This is a genomic window from Pirellulaceae bacterium, assembly GCA_019636385.1.
GTDB lineage: Bacteria > Planctomycetota > Planctomycetia > Pirellulales > Pirellulaceae > Aureliella.
Map to the genome: position 1 here is coordinate 1 of JAHBXT010000002.1, position 25,079 is coordinate 25,079.

General features: G+C 56.3%; 17 protein-coding genes. 13 read left to right on the plus strand and 4 right to left on the minus strand.

Going from position 1 to position 25,079, the window contains the following annotated elements:
* Window positions 1–594: 594 nt before the first annotated feature.
* Entirely contained in the window at window positions 595–1,554 is a 960-nt protein-coding gene (locus tag KF752_05825) for a uracil-DNA glycosylase (GenBank protein MBX3421058.1), read from the plus strand.
* Here KF752_05825 and KF752_05830 read toward each other — a convergent pair.
* The gene (locus tag KF752_05830) at window positions 1,551–2,966 is read right to left on the minus strand and encodes a cysteine desulfurase-like protein (GenBank protein MBX3421059.1); all 1,416 of its coding nucleotides are present in this window, start codon (window positions 2,964–2,966) and stop codon (window positions 1,551–1,553) included. The genes KF752_05825 and KF752_05830 overlap by 4 nt on opposite strands.
* 226 nt (window positions 2,967–3,192) lie before the next feature.
* Here KF752_05830 and KF752_05835 point away from each other — a divergent pair, with 226 nt between their 5' ends.
* Window positions 3,193–4,008, plus strand: coding sequence for a M48 family metallopeptidase (locus KF752_05835; GenBank protein ID MBX3421060.1), 816 nt, complete (start codon window positions 3,193–3,195; stop codon window positions 4,006–4,008).
* Between the two features lie 80 nt (window positions 4,009–4,088).
* Here KF752_05835 and eno read toward each other — a convergent pair whose 3' ends face one another.
* The gene (eno, locus tag KF752_05840) at window positions 4,089–5,369 is read right to left on the minus strand and encodes a phosphopyruvate hydratase (GenBank protein MBX3421061.1); all 1,281 of its coding nucleotides are present in this window, start codon (window positions 5,367–5,369) and stop codon (window positions 4,089–4,091) included.
* 215 nt (window positions 5,370–5,584) lie between these two features.
* Here eno and KF752_05845 point away from each other — a divergent pair, with 215 nt between their 5' ends.
* The 3 genes from KF752_05845 to KF752_05855 all read left to right on the plus strand — a co-directional run bounded on the left by KF752_05845 (window position 5,585) and on the right by KF752_05855 (window position 8,850).
* On the plus strand, window positions 5,585–6,211 hold the full coding sequence (locus tag KF752_05845) for a riboflavin synthase (GenBank protein MBX3421062.1): 627 nt from the start codon (window positions 5,585–5,587) through the stop codon (window positions 6,209–6,211).
* A 96-nt stretch (window positions 6,212–6,307) separates the two neighbouring features.
* Window positions 6,308–7,159, plus strand: a complete 852-nt coding sequence (gene rsmA, locus KF752_05850; GenBank protein MBX3421063.1) for a ribosomal RNA small subunit methyltransferase A — start codon at window positions 6,308–6,310, stop codon at window positions 7,157–7,159.
* A complete protein-coding gene (locus KF752_05855) occupies window positions 7,156–8,850 on the plus strand; it encodes a serine/threonine protein kinase (protein ID MBX3421064.1) in 1,695 nt (564 codons plus the stop codon). The genes rsmA and KF752_05855 overlap by 4 nt, the downstream gene beginning before the upstream one ends.
* Window positions 8,851–8,946: 96 nt before the next feature.
* Here the strand turns inward: KF752_05855 and KF752_05860 are convergent, their stop codons facing one another.
* A complete protein-coding gene (locus tag KF752_05860) occupies window positions 8,947–9,876 on the minus strand; it encodes a DUF481 domain-containing protein (protein ID MBX3421065.1) in 930 nt (309 codons plus the stop codon).
* 257 nt (window positions 9,877–10,133) lie between these two features.
* The gene (gene rsmH / locus KF752_05865; protein MBX3421066.1) at window positions 10,134–11,048 is read right to left on the minus strand and encodes a 16S rRNA (cytosine(1402)-N(4))-methyltransferase RsmH; all 915 of its coding nucleotides are present in this window, start codon (window positions 11,046–11,048) and stop codon (window positions 10,134–10,136) included.
* A 248-nt stretch (window positions 11,049–11,296) separates the two neighbouring features.
* Between rsmH and KF752_05870 the strand changes: the two genes are divergently transcribed.
* The 8 genes from KF752_05870 (at window position 11,297) to KF752_05905 (ending at window position 25,030) form a co-directional block, all read left to right on the plus strand.
* The gene (locus KF752_05870; GenBank protein ID MBX3421067.1) at window positions 11,297–12,316 is read left to right on the plus strand and encodes a MoxR family ATPase; all 1,020 of its coding nucleotides are present in this window, start codon (window positions 11,297–11,299) and stop codon (window positions 12,314–12,316) included.
* A gap of 37 nt (window positions 12,317–12,353) precedes the next feature.
* Window positions 12,354–13,265 (plus strand): DUF58 domain-containing protein, encoded by a 912-nt coding sequence (locus KF752_05875; protein MBX3421068.1) that lies wholly within the window; start codon window positions 12,354–12,356, stop codon window positions 13,263–13,265.
* Window positions 13,262–15,406 (plus strand): BatA domain-containing protein, encoded by a 2,145-nt coding sequence (locus KF752_05880; protein ID MBX3421069.1) that lies wholly within the window; start codon window positions 13,262–13,264, stop codon window positions 15,404–15,406. Before KF752_05875 ends, KF752_05880 begins: the two co-directional genes overlap by 4 nt.
* Window positions 15,407–15,452: 46 nt before the next feature.
* Window positions 15,453–17,648: a VWA domain-containing protein gene (locus tag KF752_05885; GenBank protein MBX3421070.1), complete on the plus strand. Its 2,196-nt coding sequence runs from the start codon at window positions 15,453–15,455 to the stop codon at window positions 17,646–17,648.
* 42 nt (window positions 17,649–17,690) lie between these two features.
* The gene (locus tag KF752_05890) at window positions 17,691–21,050 is read left to right on the plus strand and encodes a hypothetical protein (protein MBX3421071.1); all 3,360 of its coding nucleotides are present in this window, start codon (window positions 17,691–17,693) and stop codon (window positions 21,048–21,050) included.
* Between the two features lie 405 nt (window positions 21,051–21,455).
* Window positions 21,456–22,739, plus strand: coding sequence for an aminotransferase class I/II-fold pyridoxal phosphate-dependent enzyme (locus KF752_05895; protein MBX3421072.1), 1,284 nt, complete (start codon window positions 21,456–21,458; stop codon window positions 22,737–22,739).
* Complete coding sequence (locus tag KF752_05900; GenBank protein MBX3421073.1) at window positions 22,736–23,896, plus strand: PLP-dependent transferase; 1,161 nt, start codon at window positions 22,736–22,738, stop codon at window positions 23,894–23,896. The genes KF752_05895 and KF752_05900 overlap by 4 nt, the downstream gene beginning before the upstream one ends.
* Before the next feature lie 444 nt (window positions 23,897–24,340).
* Complete coding sequence (locus tag KF752_05905; protein ID MBX3421074.1) at window positions 24,341–25,030, plus strand: PEP-CTERM sorting domain-containing protein; 690 nt, start codon at window positions 24,341–24,343, stop codon at window positions 25,028–25,030.
* The last annotated feature ends 49 nt before the right edge of the window (window positions 25,031–25,079 follow it).

Consider the following 25,079-nt stretch of genomic DNA (forward strand, 5'->3'; position numbering starts at 1 on the left):
TGAAGGTACAACAGTCGCAGTTCAGCTTCGGTCCAGTGACCAATGCTGGCCGAATTGCGTTTGATACCTTGTTAGACGAACTGGCCCTGGAATTCTTTGACCGGCATTCCCAACTTTTTAGGAATTCCCTACCCGCCCGCCATTGTGCTGTGTCCCCAGAGAACCCCCAGAGAACCCCCACCCTGGAATTCTTTGACCGGCATTCCCAACTTTTTAGGAATTCGCTACCCGCCCGCCATTGTGCTGTGTCCCCAGAGAACCCCCCACCCAGAGAACCCCCACACCATTGTGCTGTGTCCCCAGAGAGAACCAGAGAATCCCCAGAGAATCCACCAGAGACTGGGCTGTCCGTGAAAGCGGGACCACCTCAGAGCGCTACATTGGATATTTCGAGATTTTTCGGAATCAATGATGGCCATCGGTGCCCGGTTCCGCCTCCCGCTGCTAAGCCGGAGAACCTGCAACTGGATGGCAGAGAGAGGTGCACCAAAATTTGGTCGAGAAAGTGGACTCAATATAGGCTTGCAACTTGAGGCGTTTCTCTTATGCTGCCGACTACCGTATGTGGCTTCTCATATAGCAGGGAATGGGACGTTGTCGGCAAGCGAAATCGACCTTCAATTGGCTCTTCGGCAAACGCTGGAGAATTTTGAACGCTGTGGCGTGCGTTGGGTGACGCGCGGGTCAGTAGAGGATTTGCCGCAGGAATGGCTGGATGTGATCAGCGATCGTTGTGGCCAAGTAGATGTCGATTCAGTCAAAACTTCACAGAGTGTAGCTGGCACTGCTGCGGCTGATCGGCCAGCCGTTTTCAGGCAGCCAGACAGAGGCTCAAGCGAAGATGCAGTCGGCGGCGTTACCAGCACTCACTTGGATATCGACTCCGTACCCGTGCAACAAGCACCGATGCTGAGGGTGCATGGCATGATCGGCGATGCAGGTTCACGTGGTTGGACTCGCCCTGCCCTGCAAGTTGCGGCAAGGGTGGAGGTCTTCAAGGAGCTGGAGAATTCGATCCGCCAATGCCGACTGTGTACTGAAATTTGCAACTATCGTCATCAAACGGTATTTGGTGTTGGACCTCCCTCGCCCACCATCTGTTTCATGGGCGAAGCGCCGGGAGCTGATGAAGATCGTGTCGGCGAACCGTTCGTGGGCCGCGCTGGTCAACTGCTGACCAAAATAATCCAGGCCATGCAATTGCGCCGCGAGGATGTCTTCATCCTCAATGCGCTCAAATGCCGCCCGCCGGGTAATCGAACACCGGCCGATCATGAGATTGACAACTGCCGTCCATTTGTCCAGTCACAATTGGAAGTGTTGCAACCGCAGTACATCGTTTGCCTAGGAGCAGTAGCGACCAAGTCACTATTAGGACTAAGTTCATCGGTCGGCAGTATGCGTGGCAAGTTCTTTGCGTATCGCGGTGCCAAAGTGCTGGTGACTTACCATCCGTCGTATCTGCTAAGGAACGAGCAGGCCAAACGATTGGTGTGGGAAGACATGCAATTGCTCATGCACGAGCTGGGCATTGCCGTGCCAGGAAAAGGTTAGCTCACCAGTCGCTGTAACTCGTCAATCACGCGCTGAATTTCTTCAGTCGTCGTCGTGTGTACGATGCCCAGCCGTACCATGCCGTCACGTGCCTGTCCAAGCGCGGCGCAGATATCCACTGCGTAATAGTCGCCATGCCAGCAGTAGATGCCTCGACTATCCAAATAGCTGGCCACTTGCTGCGACGTCAGGCCCTCGACAGTAAACACGACCGTGGGCACACGCTCGGCGAAACGCTGTGGATCGGTGATGCCATACACGGTAACTTTGGGCAGGCCCAGCAGACCGTCGATCAGTTGAGTCGCTAGGCCCGTCTCGTACTCTTGAATCGCTGTCAGCGCTATTTGAAGCGCTTGCCGACGGTTGGGCGTGGGAGAGGCTGGTGACATGTCGAGTGGATTGTCGTTTGGCAATTCTTCCACCGTCTGGTGACGGTAGCTATCTTGGCTGGCCGAGGACAATTGATATCCGATGTTGGCCAGGTAGTCGATGGCGGCGCGGACACCCGCGATGGCTGCAAAGTTGGGAGTGCCGGTCATCCATTTGCCAGGCAGACTGTTTGGTGAGGGCCGTAGTTTGTAAGCGGCAAGTTCTTCCAATCGTTGGCGACGCCCCCACAACAGTCCGACGTGTGGACCAAAGAACTTGTATGCCGAGCAGATGCAGTAGTCGACGCCCCACTGGGCGACATCGATTAAGCGATGTGGAGCCCAATGTACAGCGTCCAAATACACTTCTGCTCCGGCGCGATGCGCCAGTTCGGTTAACTGCTGAACGCGGGTCGTACTGCCTACGCTGTTGGACGCAGCGGTCAGGGCTACCAGTCGCGTTTGATCGGTTACCTTGCGCTGAAAGTCCTGCTCGTCTAAGGTAGCATCCGCGACGTTGACGCTGATCGTATCAACTTCGACACCCACATCGCGAGCCGCCAGCTTCCATGAAGTGACATTCGCGTCGTGGTCCAATTGAGTGACCACGATGCGCTGACCGGGCTTCCAGGTGCGTGCCAGCGCCCGGGAGAAGGCCAGAGTCATCGTCGTCATGTTGGCACCAAAAATACACTCGCCGGCGTCCGTACAGCCAAACCAATCCGCAGCAGCTTGATGAGCCTCGGCGGTCAATGCGGCGGTCTGGCGACTGGTGCCAAAGGCTCCGCCGGTGTTGGCGTTATGCCAGCGGTAATAGTCCGTTACAGCGTTGATGACCGACTGTGGGACTTGGCTTCCGGCCGGCGCGTCAAGATAGGCGATGGAACGATTCGAATCGGGGGCGACTCGCGACAAGGATGGAAACTGTTGGCGGAGTTGCGGGACGATGCTGGCAAATGAAGTCATATTCGAGTAACCAAACTGATTGGCAATAAAGGGATTGTTGAGCGAGACGATGTTTCCTAATTGCCATAAAAACCGCATTGGCTGGCGCTGTGGCAAAGGCGGTCTACTACCCCACGACGATGCCTGCCGGGATAAGTGTTAGTGTGCCTGACAAGCGGAATGCTGGCAATTGGCTAGTAGAAAATACCTCGGCTTGAGTGATCGAGAATCCATCTTTCGCCACAGTCGCAGATTTCAGAGAATCCGGGCTGTCAACGAGTTAAACGTTCGAAAGTGTATCAGTCTGCAAATTGGAGTACATGGGGTGATAGATCGTCGAACTTGGTTGACTGTTACCGGGGCTTGGACGGTGGGCGGTTGTTGCGGATGTCGGTCTGCACCCATCACCGGTCGCAAGCAGATGATCATGTTCCCAGAGCAAACCGAAATCGCTATGGGGCAGCAGGCGTTTGCTGAGGTGATGCAGCAGAGCCAGGAGTTATCTACCAGTCTGAGCAGCCAACTGGTACACGAGGTTGGTCATCGCGTCGCCGCAGCCAGTGGACGCACCGATTATGAATGGGAGGTGCGATTGATCCGAGGCGATGAGCAAAATGCCTATTGTCTACCCGGTGGCAAGATTGTGGTCTATGAAGGCATACTGCCGGTCTGTCAAAATGAAGCCGGCCTGGCGGTGGTGATGAGCCATGAAGTGGCCCACGTGCTGGCGCGTCACGGCGGAGAGCGGATGAGTCAGCAGGCCGCCGTCAATGGTGCACAACAGGTACTGGGCGTACTGACGCAGAATCGCGAGCAGGTATCGCGAGAACTGTGGATGCGTGCTTACGGCGTAGCGACCAACTACGGCGTGCTGCTGCCCTACAGTCGCAAGCACGAGACGGAAGCCGATCACATCGGACTGATGTTGATGTCGCAAGCGGGATACGATCCCAGCGAAGCTCCCAGATTCTGGCAACGCTTTGGCAGTGCAAGCCAGGGAGCTGTCAAACCGCCCGAGTTCATGTCTACGCATCCGGCGGATCATCGCCGGGCGTCAGAGCTAGAAAAGCTATTACCTGAAGCACTTACCATCTACCGACAAGCCGTCAATCCAATCGGCGTTGGACGCACGATCGTCTAGCCAGCCGCTGCATAGCAGCACGGAATTTTGGCAATCTTCCGACCTCGCCATCCCTACTGACTTGAGTGCCAGTACCCAGTTTACGAACGTCGTTTGAAGAGCGGTCCGCCGTATCGGGCTGTGTTGCCGAGCTGTTCTTCGATGCGCAACAGTTGATTGTACTTGGCCATGCGGTCACTACGCGAGGCGGAGCCTGTCTTGATCTGACCGGTGGACAGTCCAACCGCTAGGTCGGCGATCGTCGAGTCCTCGGTTTCACCACTGCGATGGCTGGAGATCGACGTGTAACCGTGGCGCGTGGCCAATTGGATGGCGTCGATGGTTTCAGTGACACTACCAATTTGGTTGACCTTGATCAAAATACTATTGCCAATGCCAGCGTCGATGCCGCGCTGCAATCGCTGGACGTTGGTGACAAACAGGTCATCGCCGACAAGCTGCACTCGGTTACCAAGTTTATCGGTCAGCAGTTTCCAACTGTCCCAGTCGTCTTCGGAACACCCGTCTTCGATGGAGCAAATGGGATACTGGTCGACCCATGCTTCCAGAAATCCAACCATCTCGGCACCGGACAGCTTCTTGCCATCGATCGTGTAACGCTTGGTTTTCTCGTCATAAAATTCGGTGGCTGCGACATCCAGTGCGATGAAGATCTGCTCGCCAGCTTGGTAGCCGGCTTGACCGATAGCTTCCATGATTAGGTCTAGCGCCTCTTGATTGCTGCCCAGGTCGGGTGCAAAGCCGCCTTCGTCGCCGACGGAGGTGTTCAGCTTGCGGCTGCTGAGTACTTTTTTCAGGTGATGAAAGACTTCAACCCCGGCGCGCAGCGCATCAGAGAAAGAGTCGAAGCCCAGGGGCATGACCATGAACTCTTGTACGTCCACCGAGTTGTCTGCGTGCTGGCCACCGTTGACAATGTTCATCATGGGGGCGGGCAGAATGTGCGCGGCGGTGCCTCCCAGGTAGCGATACAGCGGCAGTTGGCAGTAATTTGCGGCAGCTTTGGCCACAGCCATCGAAGCGCCTAAAATCGCATTGGCCCCCAAGCGCTTCTTGTTTTCGGTGCCATCCAGTTCGATCATCACCCGATCGATTTCGCGCTGGTCCAGAGCGTCTAGGCCGATTAACGCGTCGGCAATTTCGCCACTCACATGTTCAACTGCTTTGAGAACACCTTTGCCCATGTAGATGGACTTGTCCCCGTCGCGCAATTCCCAAGCCTCGTGAGCGCCGGTGCTGGCACCGCTGGGCACTGCGGCGCGACCTAACGCACCGTCCATGAGTTCAACTTCGACCTCAATGGTCGGATTGCCACGGCTATCTAGAATTTGACGCGCCTGAACGCCCTGGATCATACTCATCGGATCGCTTTCCCTGAAACTAGAAACAACTGTCCTGAAAACTAGGCTCAACATTGTGCTCAAATGCCGCCAGAGCACCAGACCGCCTCGTTATTTTTGATTCGACTCGCCCAAAGCCGCTTCGGCTGGTAAGCTGGTATACGTCGTGAAGTGAAGGCAATTTGTGATTCGTGAAGTATAGATCGTTTCCAACTACTGCGATTTGAGCGAGGCCGATGTTTTCGGGATTGGTTGAGACGAGAACAACCGTGAGTGCCATCCAGGCCGAGCCGGGTGGGATGCGGCTGACGTTGGCGCTTTCAAGTCAGTTTGACGATGTGCGTGTAGGAGACAGCATCTGCATTCAAGGCTGCTGCCTGACAGTAGTTGATATTGAGGATCGCAGCATGAGCTTTCAGGCCGGCATGGAAACACTGTCGCGAACCACCTTAGGCCGATTACAATTGGGCCAGCAAGTCAATTGCGAACGGTCGCTGCGGCTGCATGATCGGTTGGGGGGGCACTTCGTTACTGGACACATCGACGGCCTGGGTACAGTCACCGAACGCCGCGATCTGGCCGAATGGTCTGACATCTTCTTTAGGGCAGCTCCCGAGCTGCTGGTGCAGATGGCGTCTAAGGGCTCAATAGCCATTGATGGAGTTAGCCTGACGTTGGTGAGCGTTACCGACTGCGAGTTTTCGGTGGCCCTCATTCCGCATACGCTCAGCGCCACGACGCTTGGACAGCTTCGGTTGGGGGATTCGGTCAACCTGGAGACAGATATTCTGGCTAAGTATGTCCAGCGACAATTGTCGCTAGACAGTCGCCAGTCGCCAGCAAATTCCAACCGCTACCTGTAACGCTCGGCAATCGTCCTACCACCGTTTTTAATAAGCAGATCTATGGTTCAGCGTCAAACGCTCAGTTACCTGCAGCAGAATTTTCAGCGCGCCAAGATGCGACCGCAAACGCGCTATGGTCAGAACTTTCTGATCGACTTGAACTTGGTGCGCTTGATTGCGGATTCGGCAGAGCTAACCAAACGCGATGTCGTGCTTGAGGTCGGCACGGGCATGGGATCGCTGACAACCATCATGGCTGCTCAGGCCGGGCATGTGGTCAGCGTCGAAATAGATCACCACCTTGCTCTGTTAGCCCGCAGTGAATTGGAAGAGCTGGAAAATGTGACCTTGCTGGAGCAAGATGCTCTAAAAAGCAAGAACCAATTGCATCCCCAGGTCATCCAGGAAATTCGGCAGCAGGTTAGCCAGATCCCTGGTGGAAGATTGAAGTTAGTTGCAAATTTGCCGTATAACGTGGCGACGCCGATCTTGTCGAACTTGTTGAGCATCGAGCCGTGGCCGGCGCGGATGGTGGCCACCATTCAGCGCGAGTTGGCCGAGCGAATTTGCGCAACACCCCGCACCAAGGATTATAGCGCTCTGAGTGTCTGGATGCAGGCGCAGTGTCGCACCAGCATCGTGCGCATTATGCCTCCGACGGTATTTTGGCCACAACCGAAGGTCGAATCGGCCATCGTCGACATTCAGCCGCAAAAAGTCCTGCGCGACCGGCTGGCCCATCGCGAGCACTTCCATGATCTAGTGCGCAAGATTTTCCAGCACCGCCGCAAGTTTCTGAGGTCAGCGTTGACGGTGGCCGTCCGGGATCGGCTTGACAAGCAGCAGGTCGACGAGATTATGTCAGAAATGGGTCTGGACGCGACGGTCCGAGCCGAACAGTTGACCCCTCAGCAGTTGATCGAGCTGAGTGACAGTGTATGGAAAAGCCAGACAGATTGCTCATGACTCAGCTGGATTCTAATCTGCGACCGCTGTTGGCGTCCGGTAGCGTCGTGGGCGGGTACTGTATTGAGCGGCCGCTGGGCAGTGGAGGAATGGCTGATGTTTATTATGCCGTCGATCAACGTCTTGAACGTCCCGTTGCACTGAAGATCCTTCGGCCTGCCTTGGCCGAGGATGAGACCTATCAGCAGCGCTTTGAGCAGGAGGCCAAGGCGGCGGCGGCTCTGATACATCCGAACATCGTGCAGATCTATGGGGTCGGTCAAGACGGCTCGATCCGTTATATGGCTCAGGAGTTCGTCCCTGGCGTTAATCTGCGAGACTATCTGCGCGGCCAGCTTGTTTGCCCTGATGGTCAAGCTCTTGGCAAATTAGGCAGCAGTAGCGATATCGGCAGAATCTCTTCTCGTGTCGGTGACGAACTGTCACAGGAGGAGGCCATGTTGGCAGCGGCTATTGGCAAAGATCGACAGTTGCCAATTCGCGAGGCGCTGAGCATTCTGCTGCAGACGCTGGCCGCTCTCACCAAATCGGCACAGGTTGGTATTGTTCATCGAGACATCAAACCCGAAAACATTATGCTGACCAGTGACGGCGACGTCAAAGTTGCCGACTACGGGTTGGCGCACATCCAGTTGGGGGAAACCGCATCGCTGACGAATCCCGGAGTGGCGCTTGGCACGCCGATCTACATGAGTCCAGAGCAGGTGCAGGGACAATCGGTGGACATTCGAAGCGATTTGTATTCGCTGGGTGTCACGCTGTTTCATATGTTAATGGGCAGGCCACCGTATCGCGGTGACACACCGTTGGCGCTGGCCATGCAGCATGTGCAGGCTGCGCTGCCGGACATTAAAGGTTTGCGCCCCGATTTGCCACAGTCTTTGGTCGGCTTGCTGAAGAAGCTACTAGCCAAGTCGCCTGAGGAACGTTTTTCCAGTCCTGCAGAAGTGCTCAGCTATTTGCAGCAGCATCGCGATCATGATTTATCAGATCACTGGCCTGATCGCACGATGCCACTGTACCACGCCGCGATGCAGCGGCCACCAGCCAGCGATGCAACCCGGAAATTGCAAGAACTGCTCAACAAACCACCGCATCGAAGGCTGCGCCGTGCGCTTCTTGGTGTGGCTGTGGGGGTGCCGTTGGCGTTGGCGCTGTGGTTGGGAGCGCGCGGCCTTGGGGCGACCGTTTGGGGATGGAATTGGCCTGGGCCAGATGCTTTATTTGCGGCTGACCAACTGATTTACGAAGGAATTCCTCGGCAAAGCGAGGTTGCGAAACAATACTTGTGGGCGATGCTGGATCGCTCCAGTAGCCGAATTGCAAAATGGGAAGCCGTCGAAGTCTACTTTCCGCGCTCTGCTGCCCCGCTCAATCGACTGTATGTGGGGCTCGCTCAGTTGCAGTTGGCCCGCCAGTTTCAAGAGGCCGGCGACTTGCAGTTGGCCAGCCGGCGGTTGAAAAGTCTAGTTGACGATGCCCACATGCAAGCGCTGGTGCAGGCCTATGCCTGGCTGCAATTAGCCACCATTGAACGCGAAAATGGCGACAAGGCCCAGATGGAAGCTAATGTACGAAAGGCTTTGCGATTGCGGGGCGAGTTGAGCAAGAAAGATGTTCAACAATTAGATGCCGCAGTCCGCTCGATGCCCAGCGATATCGAGCTGTATTGGTCGCCGAGTGAAAAATAGAGGTAGCCACCGTCGCGCAGACGGTAGGTCTGTTCAGGCGTAGCCACGCACGGTCCCTGCTGGTGTCCCAGTCTGCAATTCACATGACCGGTTGCGTTAAAACTTGTATAGCAGCATGGCCGAATAGTTCAAATCGCCAGGCTTCGCAGTTCCGCCGGGCGTGCTATCGTACCGATGCAATGCGCCCAGCTTGAGCGACAGGTTTCTCTCTTCGCTCAACAGGTGTTCCCAGGCCAAGTCGGTAATCGTGCGATAGTCCGAGAAATCTTCCCAAGTTGGAAAGTAGTCGAACTTAGCCACCAACTTATTACGCGGATTTACTTGGTGTTCGTAGGTCGCGCCAAACAGCGCCTCCGGCTTCCAGCGATCATCCGTGCCACCAAATTCTCTGGATGCACCAGCACCGAAACGCGTCGAGATAAGTAAGCCGTCGCCGTCGATCCATTTATATCCCAGACCGCTGTTGATAAAGTATCGCAGGTTGAAGGCACGCAGTTCGTCGTACTCCAAACCTTGCTTGATGAAAGTGTTCCACTTGCTTTGACCCAAATCGCGCTCCAGGTCGCCATAGAGCAAGACGTTGTTTTGCGAAATGAGCCCAGCGTTATGCGTGCGGTTCTGCAGCAATCTCAGATCAAACATATTCTGTTCGGTTTTCCGCTTGAATCTTGCACCGCTTTGAACGGTCAGCGATTCGGTGTTGCCCGTGGCTCCATTGAGTCCCAGTTCGGCGCTGTTTTCCCATCCATCAAGCGGGAACCAGGTCCAAGGCAAATACCAAATCGGTCCGGCCGTTTGAGCGGCTGGAATGGTTGGCGCGTCAAATACAGACGGCGGCATATCGCCCAATGGCGGAGGTGGCTGTGTCAAACCGTTCTCAGATAACTGGGGAGTCTGTGGAATTGCAGGACCGCCAGCACTGCGCGATGAATTGTCGTTCAGCCAAGCCTGTGCGTGCCCAACGGAAAGATTGGTCGGCCAGATTGCAATGGTCAACGCAAGGGCGGGCCAGGCGAACGGCTTCATCTGATAACTCCGGCAAAGTTCAAAAACACAGTACGGCTCATAACGCATTGAAGTCAATGAAATCAAGACAAAATAGCGAATATCAGCTGCATCGGCGGCAAGTTTCCAGCAATTGGCATTAGATCGGCGGGAGTGTGCAGCTCCGCTGAATACCAGCAATAGAGTTAAGGCGATAACTACGCTCGCCCGAGTGAGTGTGCAGGTGACATGTAGCACACCGCATTCTGGCCAATGCTGCTGACTGAAAAAAAGAGTGGCTACTCTGAGGCTTGTTCCGAAGCAAGCCGACGAGCGACCCGCAGTTTGGCACTGCGCGAACGCGGATTCTGCAATACTTCGGCTTCGCTGGCACGAACGGGTTTGCGAGTCACGATTTCCAGGCGATGGTCCTGACGAAAAGCCTGTTTAACCAGACGGTCTTCCAGCGAATGAAAGCTAATAATCAACAGCCGTCCGCCACTGCGCAGGCAGTTCGGCAACGACTCGAGTGCGGCTTGCAGGATTTGTAATTCTTGATTGACGGCGATGCGCAAGGCTTGAAAAGTGCGCGTAGCCGGGTCGACTCGCCCATGTTTGAATCCGCCGCGGCTTGGACGTCCTCTTGGAACACACGAATAGATCAACTCACGCAATTGATCTGCAGTGCGAATTGGTTGCAGGCGCCGCGATTGCACGATACGACTGGCGATGCGCCGGCTGAAGCGTTCTTCGCCATACTGATAAATGGTGTCGGCAATACTCTTTTCGTCAGCGCTTGCTAACCATTGCCAAGCGGGCTGTCCCGAGCTGGGGTCAAACCGCATGTCTAATTCGCCGTCGGCTTGAAAGCTAAATCCGCGCTGCTGGTCATGCAGTTGATCAGAACTAAGTCCCAAGTCCAGCAAGATTCCGTCGGCAGCGGGCCAACGTAGTTCGCTAAGTACATTGCTGGTCTGGTGGTATGATGCCTGACGCACTTGGGTGGGTAATGGAAATAAGCATTGCAATCGCTCGGTCGCAGCAGGATCGCGATCCAGAATCAACAATCTGCCTCGAGAACCAATGCGGTTCAGCAGCAATTGCGCATGGCCACCCCCGCCACCGGTTCCATCCACCCATGTTTCTCCTTCGGCGGGTTGGCCCAACGCCACGATTTCCTCAGGCAGTACCGGCACATGCTGGGTTTCGAGCATAAATTCACTAGAGCCACGAACGTGGCGGAACACTGCAAAATCATTTGCTACAGGGCTGAACAAACTATTATTCGGTCTATAATAACAAGTTCCGCCCCCTGAAGCGACTAGAAACTGCGGGGCGGTTTGGTAGGTAGCTACCGTCGCCAGACGGTGGCGGTGTTTATGTTACTTCATGCTCTTGGCGAGCGTGGCTACCAGTTGTGGCGGTCGTAACGGACAGTTTTGTACTCGATTAGCAGTCTACTATGAGTCTACAGGTGCGGGCGGAAACATCGTTGAGTGGAGATGACGTCGAGGCGATAGATCAGTTGCGAACGGCCTACCGTCGGCTGGTGGACGAGCTGGGGCGAGTCATCGTGGGGCAGCGCCAGACTATCGAGCAGCTGGCCATCTGCCTGTTCGCCCGGCGTCATGCGCTGCTGATGGGCGTACCAGGACTGGCCAAAACATTGCTGGTCAGCAAGTTGGCTGAAACCATGTCGCTGAAGTTCAGTCGCATTCAGTTCACGCCAGACTTGATGCCGATGGATATCACCGGCACCGATATCCTTCAGGAAAATGAGGGCGGGCGACGCGAATTTCAATTCGTCCCTGGGCCGGTGTTTGCGCACATCGTCTTGGCCGACGAAATCAACCGGGCGCCACCTAAGACGCAAGCCGCCATGTTGGAAGCCATGCAAGAGCATCGCGTTACCGTGCTGGGGAAAGCCTTTGCTCTGGATGACCCATTTATGGTTCTGGCGACACAGAATCCGGTTGAACAGGAAGGTACCTATCCGTTACCCGAAGCGCAACTGGATCGCTTCATGTCGTTAATCGAACTGGATTATCCCAACGAGCAAGAAGAGATTCAAATTGCCAAGACCACCACCGGTGATGCGCTGCCGGAACTGGAACATTTAATGACTGCGCAACAGATCATTGCCTATCAGCATCTGGTGCGTCGTGTGCCGGTGCCAGACCATATCTATACCTATGCCGCGCGGCTGGTCCGGCGCACTCGGCCTGGTGGCGAGACAGCTCCCTCGTGGTTGAAACCGCTGGTCGCTTGGGGGGCAGGCCCACGCGCCGTTCAAAATCTGATTTTGGGTGCCAAAGCCCGAGCGGCATTACAAGGCAGTTATATGGTTCGCGTACAGGATGTCCAAGCTGTAGCCCCGTCGGTGCTGACGCACAGAGTCATTACGACGTTTGCTGCGCAGGCCGAACGTGTCGGCTCGAAGGATATCATTCGCCGATTGATTCAAGAAACTCCAGACGCATAATCACAGCCACTGTGGCGATTGATGCCACCTGACAAGCATGGCCACAGAACGCCGCACAAGCCGACTCGTCGATCCGGCCAAGTTGTCAGAACTGGGGGCTCTGCCGCTATTGGCTCGCCAAGCGATGTTGGGCAACGTCTCCGGACGGCATGCGAGTCCGCACCGCGGTGCCAGTGTCGAATTTGCCGAGTATCGGCGGTACGTTCCCGGCGACGACTTGCGACGATTGGACTGGCGAGCCTATGGGCGCTCCGATCGCTTCTACGTCAAGGAATTCGAAGCGGACACGAACTTACGCCTGATGTTGGTTGTCGATGCCAGCGGATCGATGGGCGTGCCTTGTTCGGCCGGAACCAAATTGGACTATGCTTGCCGGATGTCCGCTGCGCTCAGCTATTTAGCGATTCAGCAGGGCGATGCGGTGGGACTGGCCTGTGTGTCCGATTCCATTGTGCAGCAAGTGCCACCGCGGCGCAATCCGGCTCACTGGTCCACGCTGCTGGATCACTTGGAGGGCGCTAAAGCGCGCGGCGAAACCCAACTCCCCCGGTTGCTGCATGAACTGGCGGAGACCGTGCGGCAGCGGGCGTTAGTCATCATCATTTCGGACCTGTTCGTCCAGCCGGCCGAACTGCGTGACTGTTTCGAGCATCTGCGGTTTCGCAAGCACGATGTCGTGGCCTTTCATTTGTTGGACACCGATGAATTGCGCTTTAACATTCAGCGCCCCACACGTTTCGTGGATCCTGAAGGCGGCGCAGCCATGTTCGCCGACCCTGTCGAGATTGCTGATCGCTATCTGCAAGCGATGTCGCATTACCTGAACGAGCTGAAGCAGGCCACGTTGGAGACCGCAGTAGACTATCGCCGTGTAGAGGTCGATCAGCCGTATCAGCAGGCGATTCGCAATTTCCTGATCGATCGCGCGCATCAGCGGAGGTCGCGATGAGCTTTCTGCAGCCTTGGCTGCTGTGGGCCTTGCCGCTTATGGTGCTGCCTATAGTGATTCATTTTATTAACCAGTGGCGGTACCAAACGCGATTATGGGCCCCGATGATGTTCTTGTTGCAAGCCAATCGGCTCAGCAGCGGGTTCGCAAAGCTGCGACAATGGTTGATTTTGGCTCTGCGGACACTGGCTATAGCCGCACTGATCCTAGCCATCAGCCGACCGCTATCGAGTGGCTTTTGGAGTTTGCTGGGCGGTAGCCGCGCAGACACGACGTTGGTGCTGATGGATCGTTCGCCCAGCATGCAAATGCAAGGTAGCGGTTCGAGCGAATCCAAGTTGGCATCGGCCAAGCGGCAGATGGCCGACGCGCTGACGACCTTGGGTTCAGCGCACTGGGTAGCCATCGACTCGGCTTCGGCTCAGGCACAAGAGTATGACAGCCTGGCGGCTCTGATGGATGCACCAGTACTGACCGGCAATAGTGCCGCGGCCAATATGACGCAGATGATGTATGCGGTGCTCGAATATCTGCAACGCAATAAGCCTGGAGCGGCTGAAATCTGGATTGGCACTGATCTGCAGTCGGCTGACTGGAATGCCGATAGTGGCGATTGGGCATGGCTGCGGCAAAGCTTTGCGTCGTTGCCGCAAAGCGTACGCTTCCGGTTGTTGGCCTACCCAGACATGCAGTCAGAAAATTTATCGATTCGCGTGACCGACGCGCGGCGCCAGGCGGAAACCGATAGCGGTGGAGTCAGTCACAATTTTCTCGTCCTATCGGTAGACGTATTTCGATCTGGTGAAGGGGCGCCGCCGGCGCGTTCGGTACCAGTGCAGTTGGAGCTGTCGGGGGTTCGCAGTCGATTGCAGGTCGAACTGAGCGGTTCCGGCGGACAGTTGCGAGAATACCGCATACCTCTGCCAGCCGGAGTGCAGTCGGGCTGGGGCCGAGTTGAACTGCCTGCCGATGCCAACCCCGCCGACAACGAATTCTTTTTTGTATTCAGCCAGTCGGCAGCGCGGCGAGTTGTGTTGGTGACGGATGACCCCGCTGCCGCTCGACCATTGCAGATTGCCGCCAGTATCTCCGCCGATGGTGTCAGCCAAACGCAATTGGAGCAGGCGCTGCCAGGGAGCTTGAGTTCTTCCCAGTTGGAAGACACAGCCCTAGTCGTGTGGCATGCAGCGTTACCCGATGAAGTTTCCGCAGCCATGCTTGACCATTATTTGTCGCAGGGTGGTCAAGTCGTTTTTTTCCCACCGGCATCGCTAGTCCATCGAACGCATGACCCGTCGCGTGCCTATCGCGACGTACGCTGGGTCGAGTGGATCGAGCATTCGCAATTGCCTCTGGCGGTAACCAACTGGCGCGGTGACCAAGACTTGCTGGCCGCTACGCAGAGCGGTGCCGGTCTGCCGGTCGGTCAACTAGAAATTCGCGGGCACGCGACTCTGGACAGCCAACAGGAGATGACTCAATTGGCTGCACTGGATGGTGGTCACAGTTTGTTGGCACGCTTGCCAACATCCAGCGGTGGAGTCTACTTCTGCACCGCTAGTCCAGATGTGCAATTGTCGTCGTTGGCGGAAGAAGGCATCGTGCTGTACGTGGTTATTCAGCGCGCCATTGAGCAAGGACAGCTGGCCGTGCGCGGATTACAAATGCGTTCGGCTGGTCCACCTACGAATCCGGCTGCACCAATTGTCTCCGATTCGAAGGAAACATCTCAGGCAATGGTTGCGTCTGAAGGAGATACCAATCAACCACAGTCGCTGGCGCAGATCGCATCAAAATCTGTTGCCTGGGAGCAAGTTGTTGGCCCACCCGCACTATCCACCGAGTTTGCGTGCCACGCTGGAATTTATCGCGAGGGTGAGCGTCTGTTGGCTGTAAATCGCCCGCTGGCTGAGGATCAGTATACCACGCTACCCGACGACAAGCTGGCGGCATTGTTCGAAGGATTGCAGATGCAGCGAGTCGACCGTCAGGCGGGTAGCTCCAGCAGCATTTTGCGCGAAATATGGAGGCTGTTCTTGATTGCTGTCGTGGGTGCTCTGCTGTTCGAGGCTGCTCTGTGCATCCCAAGACGCCGCCCCGATCCCAGCGGCCAGCCAGCAGCTTTCCCGCTGCGCAGCTAGAGTTATCAATCACCGCCGATTCCTGAATCGCATTCGGAATATGTTCATGTCATCAACCAGTCTTAGCTTTCAGTTCACTCCGCTGTCGCTGACCGTCACGGTCATGGCGCTCGCGGCAGTGTGTGGATTGAGCTGGTTTGCCTGGTTGCGCAGCGGTCGGCGGCCGGCAATTGCCGGATTGGAGCTGCTGCGAGTCGGCATCGTCGGGCTGATCTTGGTGTTGCTTAATCAGCCAGAGACAGTCCAGACGTTTGCGCCTACGGAACTTCCCTGCATAGCAGTTCTGGTCGACCAATCGCGGAGCATGCAGACGCGCGATGTGCGCATGCCGGGTTCATCCGAGTCCCTGATACAAGATCGCCAGAGTGCGGCACAACCGCTGCTGGACGATAAGGGCTGGGAAACTGTCAGCCAGCGATTTAATGTCATCGTTTCTCCATTTGCAAGCGACCAAGAGCGTGGTTTAACCAACATTCACCAGGCTCTCAGCCAAGCGCAATCCGATCATCCATCATTGAAAGCGATTGTGCTGATTAGCGATGGAGATTGGAACGATGGTCCACCGCCTGTCGAGGCAGCCACCCCATTGCGGGCCGCACAAATTCCCATTTTCAGCGTACCGTTGGGCAGTCCCTCGCGATTGCCGGATATCGACTTGGTCGGCTTCGACGTCCCTACCTTTGGCGTTGTCGGCAAGAACGTGCGGGTGCCAATCACTATCGAAAGCTCCCTGCCGCGAGATCATGTGGTGCAGGTCGAGCTGAAGGTTTCCGATGGCGCGACGATCCATCAGCAGGTACACATCAAAGCCATGGGACGCACGTCGGAACAAATTCTTTGGAAGCCTGAAACGATCGGTGATTACACGCTGCGCCTGACAATTCCTGAGCATCCCGACGAAATTTTGTCAGAAAATAACTGGCGTGAAGCTCCGATGGCCATTCGCGAAGAGAAGCTCAAGGTGCTGGTCATCGAATCGGTGCCGCGCTGGGAGTACCGCTTTCTGCGCAACGCACTATCGCGTGATCCCGGTGTGGATGTTCACTGCCTTCTGTTCCACCCAGGGCTAGGCAAAGTGGGTGGTGGTAATCAGGACTACATTTCCAGCTTCCCCGAATCGCTCGAGCAACTCGCGCAATATGACGTCGTGTTTTTGGGTGATGTCGGCGTTCAGGAAGGACAGTTGACGAGCCAGCAGGCAGAGCTGCTCAAAGGATTAGTGGAACAACAGGCCAGCGGCTTGGTGTTTATGCCGGGCATCAAAGGCTATCAGCTCAGTTTGGTGGACTCCGCCTTGGAACCGCTGTTGCCGGTGGTGCTGGATACATCCCAGCCAATGGGTTGGGGTTCAAGAGAGGCCAGTCAATACGCGCTGACGGAACTAGGACGCAACAGCTTGCTCACCAAGTTGGCCGACACGGCCGACGACAATCTGCAAGTCTGGGATGCGCTGCCTGGGTTTCAGTGGTACGCCTCCGTGATACGCGCCAAGGCTGGGACTGATGTGTTGGCTTTGCACCGTGAGGCGTCCAATCAGTTTGGTCGTATTCCGCTGCTGGTAACACGCACGTTCGGCGCGGGAAAGATTCTATTCATGGGAACAGACGGGGCCTGGCGTTGGCGTCGTGGCGTGGAAGACCGTTACCACTATCGCTTTTGGGGACAAGTAGTTCGCTGGATGGCCTACCAACGGAATATGGCCAAGGGCGAACTGATGCGTTTGTATTACTCGCCTGAACAACCACAAGTCCGCCAGACGGTGGCTCTGAGCGCCAACATCACGAGCACCGGCGGCGAACCGCTCAGCCAAGGCACTGCGTCGGCACGCATCGTAGCGCCCTCGGGGCACACTAAAGTAGTCCAGTTTTCCAGCAGCGGCGATCAGTGGGGAGCCTTTGCTGGCCAGTTCACCCCGTCCGAGCCGGGGACACACCAGGTTGTACTGAGTTGTCAGGAGAATGATGCAGAATTAAAAGCACAAATCTTCGTACAAGGCCGCAGTTTGGAGCAAATCGGTCGTCCAGTCCGGCTGGACGTAATGGAAGAACTGGCTCGAATCAGTCGAGGTAAAATGATTCAGGATGGGCGGCTGGCCGAGTTGTTGCAGGCCATCGAGTCAATTGCCGATTCCCCACCGGCGGTACGCCGCGTGGCGCTGTGGAGCCATCCGTGGGCTGCAGCGCTGCTGGTGACGATGCTTGCCGCCTTGTGGATTGGACGTAAAGTGGTGGGTGTGATTTGAACCGGCTCTACGATAGCTTGAAACAGCAAGGTCACCGTTCCAATGTCTAGCGCTGAAAGCATGAACCGACCGCAGCGGCCCGACAGCCAGTTGCAATTGCCAGCCTCGTTGCGCCGGCAAATGCTAGAGTTTCGCGCGTACGTTTGGTCGACCAAACTGGCCGAGGCGTTTGCCGCTGCGCTCGTCGCCCTGTTACTGGCCTATCTGACGGTGTATTTTGTCGATCGACAATACGATACGCCGCTGTGGCTGCGATGGACTGTGTTTGTCGTGGCGGTATTGGTCTGGTTGCTCGTGCCCTACGCTGCCCAGCGCTGGGTTTGGCGGCAACGTCGATGGGAGCAACTTGCCCGACTGCTCCGCCGCCGCGACGCTGGCGTGGGTGATGAGTTGTTGAGCGTCATCGAGTTGTCTGCCAGCCATCGCGAGCTGCAGCGCTCTCCAGCGCTGTGCCAAGCCGCCATCGAGCAGGTGGCCGAGCGCGCGGCCGGTAGAGACTTGCGCAGTGCGGCACCCCAGCATCAACTGCGTCCGCTGATCGTGGCGGCAACGGTCGCGCTGGCATGTGCCATCGGGTTGCTGCTGTATTATCCACTGGCGGCGAGCAACGCTTGGCAACGACTCTTGCAGCCCTGGCGAAACACGGCGCGCTACACCTTTACGTCATTACAGCCGCTGCCCGAAAGTTTGATTGTTGCACATGGGGAACCGATTTCGCTGAAGGTAAAACTGAGTGAGCGATCGGCTCGAGTTCCTCAGGTGGCGCAGGTGCGCATCGGTAACTTGCCACCCATAGTGGCTCCGCTGGAAGCAGCCAGTTACGACTTTCAGCTAGCTGCTCAAACAAACTATGTTGTGGTGCGAGTATCTGCAGGTGACGATTACCACGACATGAAACTGCGTCCCAAGTTGCGCCCCGAGTTGTCGTCACTGATCGCCTCGGTTCGCTTGCCTGACTACCTACAGCGCGATGAATTGCAAGAATTCGATGTGCGTTCGGGGGTAGTGTCGGCCGTGGTGGGCAGCCAGTATCAATTAACCGGGACGGCAACGGCGGAGCTGCAATCGGCCCAATTCGACGGTTTGCCGATCGATGTTCAGGGAGACCGCTTGATTGCCCCACCGCGTGAAGTAGTCGAAGAAGAGTTGACGGTCACGCTGTCCTGGTTGGATCGCGATGGGTTGACCGGTCGCGAGCCGTTGCAGGTTCAGGTGAAACCGCTAATCGATGAGCCACCTGCAATCACAGTACAGGACTTATCACGGCAGATGGTGGTGTTGGAGACGGAGCAAATTAACTTCCAAGTTTTGGCGGCTGACGATTTCGGAATTCGTCGCATTGGATTGAGTTGGCGCGGGTTTCAGCAGGCATCGGCCAGCGAAACTGTTGGTGGTAATAGGATAATTGCTGCTGGCGGGCCGCAGGAGAATGCGTTGCAGGTCACTGGCACATTCTGTGCCCAGGCCCTTGGCATCGCGCCGCAGCCGATCGAGTTGGTCGTGTGGGCCGAAGACTATCTTCCCGGACGCCCGCCCGCCCAGTCGTCTTCCTGTACGCTGTTTATTCTGACGGCGGATCAGCATGCAATTTGGATCAACAGTCAGATGAGCAAATGGCATCGCTCGGCGTTGGACGTCCGCGATGCCGAATTGCAATTGCATCAAGCCAACCAGCGACTTCGCCAGCGTGCTGCGACGGAGCAAGATTCCCAGCAGTTCCTGGAGGACTTGCGGCGCCAGGCCGCGCTGGAACAAGCCAATGGCCGTCGCCTGAGTGGGCTTAATCAAACCGGCTCGCAGCTTTTGGCCCAGGCTGCTCGCAACCCCGATATTAGTCCGGCCGATCTCAGTCGCTGGGCCGAGACGCTGAAGTTGCTAGGCGACATTGCCAGCTCGCGAATGCCCGCCGTGACGGAACTACTGCAACAAGCGGCAAACCAAATAACCGCCGATCAAGCAAGGTCCGGCGCCGGTCAGCAGTCCGAAACACCAGCTTTAGAAGGCTCGCAGATTGGAGCCGTTCGCGCAGCGGCCCTCGGCGGCCAATCTTCAGACGACCAACAGAGCAACGAGCAGGCTCAACAGGAACAGCCGCCGCAACTTCCCCTGCCCAGCATAGTGGATGTTGAATCGAGCCAGCAGGGGACAATGCCCGAATCGGAGAATCCGAGTGAAAAATCAGATACAGAATCTTCATCAGCCGGGCGATTCGGCTTGCCACAAACTGCGCTGATTGGCCCAACCGGTCCGCCGCCCGCCGAAAAAGAGGGGGCGCCGCAGGAGCCACCGCCTGCGTTGGACAAGGCGCTGGACGAGCAATTGCAATTGCTGGCCGAATTCGAAAAGATTTCGGACCAATTGGGCGGTCTGATGGCCAACTTAGAGGGCTCGACTTTAGTCAAACGCCTCAAAGCGGCATCGCGTGAGCAACTGCTGGTGGCACAACGCCTGGCCGGTCAAATGCAGAACGTCTTTGGAAGCACGTCACCGTTAGCAGAGTCGCAGCTTGAGATGCTTAAATCGTTAGCCGAGTCTGAGCAAAGCAGTAGCCAAGAGTTGTCATTCATTATGGATGACATGCAGGCATACTTCGATCGTCGGCGATCTGGGGAGTTTAAGACAGTCTTGGAAGAGATGAAGTCATCGGAGGTTCTGGTGGCATTACAAAAGCTTGGCAACGATCTGTTGGTCGAACATGGACTGTCGATCGCTCAGGCTGAATATTGGGCCGATACGCTGGATCGCTGGGCCGAGGACTTGGTGGAGACGGCTTCTGGCGACGAGGAAAGCAAGCCGAGTGGAACTAGCCAGTCGTTGCCACCAGCTATTGTGCTCAAGCTATTGCGCATCCTGGAGGGTGAGGTCAACTTGCGCGAAGACACGCGCGTTGCCCAGCAGGCTATGCCGGTTGTGGAACCGGTCCAGCACCAGCAAGAGACGCAGCGATTGGCTGCCGTGCAACTTGAACTACGTTCGACGACCGACAATGTATTGCAAGAGATCGCAGCGCTGCCCGGTGCCGAACAGAGTTTTGCGGGTGATATGCAACTGCTGGCAACCATCAGTCCTGTCATGGAAGAGGCTCGACAGTTGTTGATGTTAGCTCAGACCGGACCGCAGACGATTGCCGCGCAGACGGAAGTGATCGAATTGATGCTGCGTTCTCAGCGGATCAATCCTCAGGGCGGAGGTGGCGGTGGAGGCTCCAGTCCAGGTGGAGGCGGCACGGGGACCACAGATCAATCCGCACTAGCTTTGGTCGGTGCGGGAATGAACCTGAATGAGCGTCGCGAGAGGCGCGACGTCGACCAAGCGGTTGGCAGCGGCGGCCAGCGTCAGTTCCCCGAGGAATTCCGGGCCGGACTGGACGCCTATTTCCAACGGTTAGAATCCGAGCGGTGATTTCTTCGTTGCCACGGTCGCCTACATCGTGGATTTTTGCATCGCCAGAACTGCTCCACCTTGTGGCGATGATAGCTTCCTTGGCCCGTCCGCAGCTACCGCCGCCCAGGCCGTGGATTTCCAGTTCCCAATTGTAGAATCCCTTTTGCTACCAGAAAAATGGCTTGCCAACCACTACGTACGCGAGTAGACTTTCTCCACAACCTGGGATTTGCGGCCGCTTGCAGCCAACACTGCTAAAGAGCCAACTTGAGTCGATTGGCGGTGCCCGTCAGCCTGACGACTCGGTTTTCAATCAGCTCGCATCAGCCGCGATCCAGTTAGTGGGTTGCGGCTTTTTTTGTGCGCAATCCGGACAGGGGATGTTTCCGAGGGCTGATTGAACCAATGAGTATGCGCACCACTATGAAACCAACCGATCACCAATCGCTGTCCGAGAGACTTCAGCCTTCCGACAACGTCCCGCAGACCTCAGCGGCAACTTCGGCTCCGCAAACGCCGGTCAGTAATGTTTGCACGGGCCAAGGAATATCAACGCTGTGCGTGCATGCTGGTGAACAACGGCGCAAGGCTTGCGACGCGATCACCGATTCGATCGTGACCGCATCGACCTATGTGTTCGACAATTCTCAAGACATCATCGACTTCATCGAGCAACAGCAGCCGCGCGAAGAGTATGGTCGCTACGGTAACCCCAACGAAAAGGTGGTCGAGCGGAAGTTGGCGGCACTGGAAGGTGGTGAAACGGCGATTGTCTACTCCAGTGGCATGTCGGCTCTGGTCGGTCTGTTGATGGCCAAGCTGAGCGCGGGTGACGAGATCGTGTTCTTCGATCAATGTTATCATCGCAGCCGCGAGTTCTGTTATAAGCATCTGGCCCGATTTGGCGTGGTAACGCATCAAGTTCCCACTGGCGATTTTGCTGCCATGCAAGCGGCAATCTCGCCGCGCACTCGGCTGCTGGTCAGCGAATCACCAACCAATCCACATTTGACCTGCATCGACTTGGAGAGATTTGTCGAACTGGGTAAGGCACATCAAGTCGAAACGCTGATCGATGCTACCCTGGCCACGCCCTACAACCAGCGACCATTGGAGTTTGGTGTTGACTATGTATTGCATTCCGCCACCAAGTATTTGGGCGGGCACAACGATTTGTTGGCAGGTGCTTTGATCGGTTCAGTGGAGAAATTGGCTAACGTACGCGAGCTGCGTGGTGTGATGGGCGGTGTTTGTTCCCCGCACAACCTGTATTTGCTACAGCGTGGCCTGAAGACGTTTGAATTGCGCATGCAGCGTCACAACGAAAACGGTCAAGCGGTGGCCGAGTTCTTGGCAGCGCACCCGCGAGTCGAGCGAGTTTACTATCCTGGCTTGCCCTCACATCCCTCGCACGCTGTGGCCGCGCGAACCATGCACGGGTTTGGAGGCTTGATTACGTTTTTAGTCAAAGACGCTGATTGGCGGCAGACGGCAAATGTCGTCGATCGCGTGCAGATTCCAAGAATCGCCCCTAGCTTGGGCGGCGTGGAATCGTTGATCGAACAGCCCTTATTGATGAGCTACTACCAGCAGACTCCCGAGACTCGGCAGAAATTCGGCATTCCCGACAATATGATTCGACTGTCCTGCGGAATTGAAAACGCCGGTGACTTAATCGACGACTTGCGACAGGCGCTGCAGTCATGAATGGTGGTCCATGGAAATTCCGCACGCGAGCCATTCACGACGGTAATCGTCCAGACCCTAGTACGGGCGCGGTGATTCCGCCGATACATCTAGCAACGACCTTTGTTCAGCCGGGAGCTGGCCAGTGGGGCAAGTTCGACTATTCGCGGTCCGGCAATCCGACGCGCAGTGCCGTCGAACAAACACTCGCATCGCTCGAAGGTGGCTGTCGCGCTCTGGCCTTTTCTTCCGGTATGGCGGCTACTCACTGCGCGATGATGCTGCTGAAGGCAGGCGATCATGTGGTGGCCGGACAGGATATCTATGGTGGCAGCTACCGCCTGCTGCATCGCATTTGCAACGCGTCGGGAATCACCGTTCAGTTAGTCGACTTGCAATCCCCAGAAAACTTAGAAGCTGCCATTCGGCCTCAAACCCGGATGCTGTGGCTGGAGAGTATCGGCAATCCACGGTTGACGATTCCTGACTTGCCACTACTGACTGAGCTGGCCCATCGTCGTGGACTGTTGGTGGCCGTCGACAATACGTTTGCAACTCCAGTGCTGCTGCGCCCATTGGAACTGGGGGTAGACATCGTGATGCACTCGGCCACTAAGTACCTGGGAGGGCACAGCGATTGTTTGGCCGGAGCGCTTATGGTCCGCGATCAGGAACTTGGCGAGCGGCTGTATTTCATTCAAAACGCGACGGGCGCAGTGTTGGCACCGCTGGAAAGCTTTCTGCTCAGTCGCGGACTCAAGACGCTGGAGTTGCGAGTGCGCGAGCAATCGCGGTCGGCCTTGAAGATTGCCCAGTTCTTGCAAACGCATCCCCGCGTTCGCAGCGTGCTATATCCGGGACTGTCATCGCATCCCGATTATCAGCGAGCCTGTACATTACTGGATGGAGCCGGTGGCGCCATGATTACCTTTGAAGCCAATGCCGGGTATGAAGAGACGCAGCGGATCGTCAAGGCCACTCAGCTTTTTCATTTAGCCGTCAGCCTCGGAGCAGTTGAATCACTGATCGAGCAGCCAGCCTCGATGTCTCACGCCAGCTATGACTCTGCGGCTCGCCAGCGCGCCGGCATCACCGATGGGCTCATACGCCTCTCGATAGGCTTAGAGGATCCTGACGACTTGATGGCTGACTTAGATCAAGCCCTTTCGCCGCGCTGACAAGCAAAGTCCGCTTCCGATTCCCGCTGCTGGTCATGACGCTCCGACATGGTGAAGGAAATCCGCGAAGCTCAGCTGCGGCTTGAGCAGCCAGTCACAAAACGTCTCTACTGAGTCCGCCTACGAACGCAAATCGACTTAGGCATGGTGACTGGCTACGGCGGCATTTGAATTCTTGCAAAATTAATCTGTATGTTGGTGGGCCAATCGCTCGCCCGCAGCATCGTGCTGTGACTCAAAAAGCACCCTTGCGAGACGTCTGCCACGTCAGTTGGGGGGGGGCGTTTGGTCAATTCCAGGCTGTTGTCGGCAGAATTGCTTGCAATGCCAACGCCATCCGATAGGATCATTGCCATCGTAAATCTGAAGCTAATCAGATTAGTTTCGATTGTTCACCTGAGCTTGCCCGCTGGGCGTTGACTTCTTGAGGGGGAGAAAATTGGTATGAGAAGATTAAGTTTATTCTGCCTTACAATGGTGGTTGGGTTCGGCGTCTGCGGTCGAGCGAGCGCTGCGCTGGTAACCATTGCCAATTGGACTTTTGAAACATCGGCTCCGACTACTGCGGGACCGCATGTTGCTGAGGGAGGCTTGCAGGCTGGAGTCGCTCCAGCGATTGGGTTTCACACATCTGGTTCAACGGTTTACAGCACTCCAGTAGGCAATGGGTCGGCCCGGTCATTTAGTTCGAACACTTGGACAACGATTGGAGACTACTATCGTTTTCAGGTGGATCTAACTGGTTACCAAAATGCGGTAGTGAGCTGGGATCAGACTCGTAGCGGTACTGGGCCTGCGGCTTTCGAATTGCAGTACAGTACCAACGGAACGACATTTACCACGCTCAATTCCTACACGGTTCTGGCCAATACTGCGCCACCGGCACCCGGTGTCTGGAATGGAACCACGGCCTATTCGTACTACTCATTCGGTCCAATCAGCCTGACGTCTGCCGTCGACAATGAAGCCACGGTCTATGTGAGGATGCGATCGACTGTGACAGCAGCCACTGCCGGAACAAATCGCGTCGACAATATACTGATCCAGGCAGAACAGATTCCAGAACCCAGCACGCTGAGCATGTTGGGATTGGCTGTGACTGCAGTCAGCATGATTCGTAGCCGACGGAAATAACTTGCCACTTAGGCTGCCGTCGTGGTGTGGCGCGTTTGCGCCCGCCAAT

Coding starts and splice junctions, on each gene's coding strand:
- rsmA (MBX3421063.1), top strand. CDS start 6,308: ATGCGACCGCAAACGCGCTATGGTCAGAACTTTCTGATCGACTTGAAC.
- rsmH (MBX3421066.1), bottom strand. CDS start 11,048: ATGCTCGAAACCCAGCATGTGCCGGTACTGCCTGAGGAAATCGTGGCG.
- KF752_05875 (MBX3421068.1), top strand. CDS start 12,354: ATGGCCACAGAACGCCGCACAAGCCGACTCGTCGATCCGGCCAAGTTG.
- KF752_05880 (MBX3421069.1), top strand. CDS start 13,262: ATGAGCTTTCTGCAGCCTTGGCTGCTGTGGGCCTTGCCGCTTATGGTG.
- KF752_05845 (MBX3421062.1), top strand. CDS start 5,585: ATGTTTTCGGGATTGGTTGAGACGAGAACAACCGTGAGTGCCATCCAG.
- KF752_05900 (MBX3421073.1), top strand. CDS start 22,736: ATGAATGGTGGTCCATGGAAATTCCGCACGCGAGCCATTCACGACGGT.
- KF752_05890 (MBX3421071.1), top strand. CDS start 17,691: ATGTCTAGCGCTGAAAGCATGAACCGACCGCAGCGGCCCGACAGCCAG.
- KF752_05870 (MBX3421067.1), top strand. CDS start 11,297: ATGAGTCTACAGGTGCGGGCGGAAACATCGTTGAGTGGAGATGACGTC.
- eno (MBX3421061.1), bottom strand. CDS start 5,369: ATGAGTATGATCCAGGGCGTTCAGGCGCGTCAAATTCTAGATAGCCGT.
- KF752_05860 (MBX3421065.1), bottom strand. CDS start 9,876: ATGAAGCCGTTCGCCTGGCCCGCCCTTGCGTTGACCATTGCAATCTGG.
- KF752_05885 (MBX3421070.1), top strand. CDS start 15,453: ATGTCATCAACCAGTCTTAGCTTTCAGTTCACTCCGCTGTCGCTGACC.
- KF752_05895 (MBX3421072.1), top strand. CDS start 21,456: ATGAAACCAACCGATCACCAATCGCTGTCCGAGAGACTTCAGCCTTCC.
- KF752_05830 (MBX3421059.1), bottom strand. CDS start 2,966: ATGCGGTTTTTATGGCAATTAGGAAACATCGTCTCGCTCAACAATCCC.
- KF752_05855 (MBX3421064.1), top strand. CDS start 7,156: ATGACTCAGCTGGATTCTAATCTGCGACCGCTGTTGGCGTCCGGTAGC.
- KF752_05905 (MBX3421074.1), top strand. CDS start 24,341: ATGAGAAGATTAAGTTTATTCTGCCTTACAATGGTGGTTGGGTTCGGC.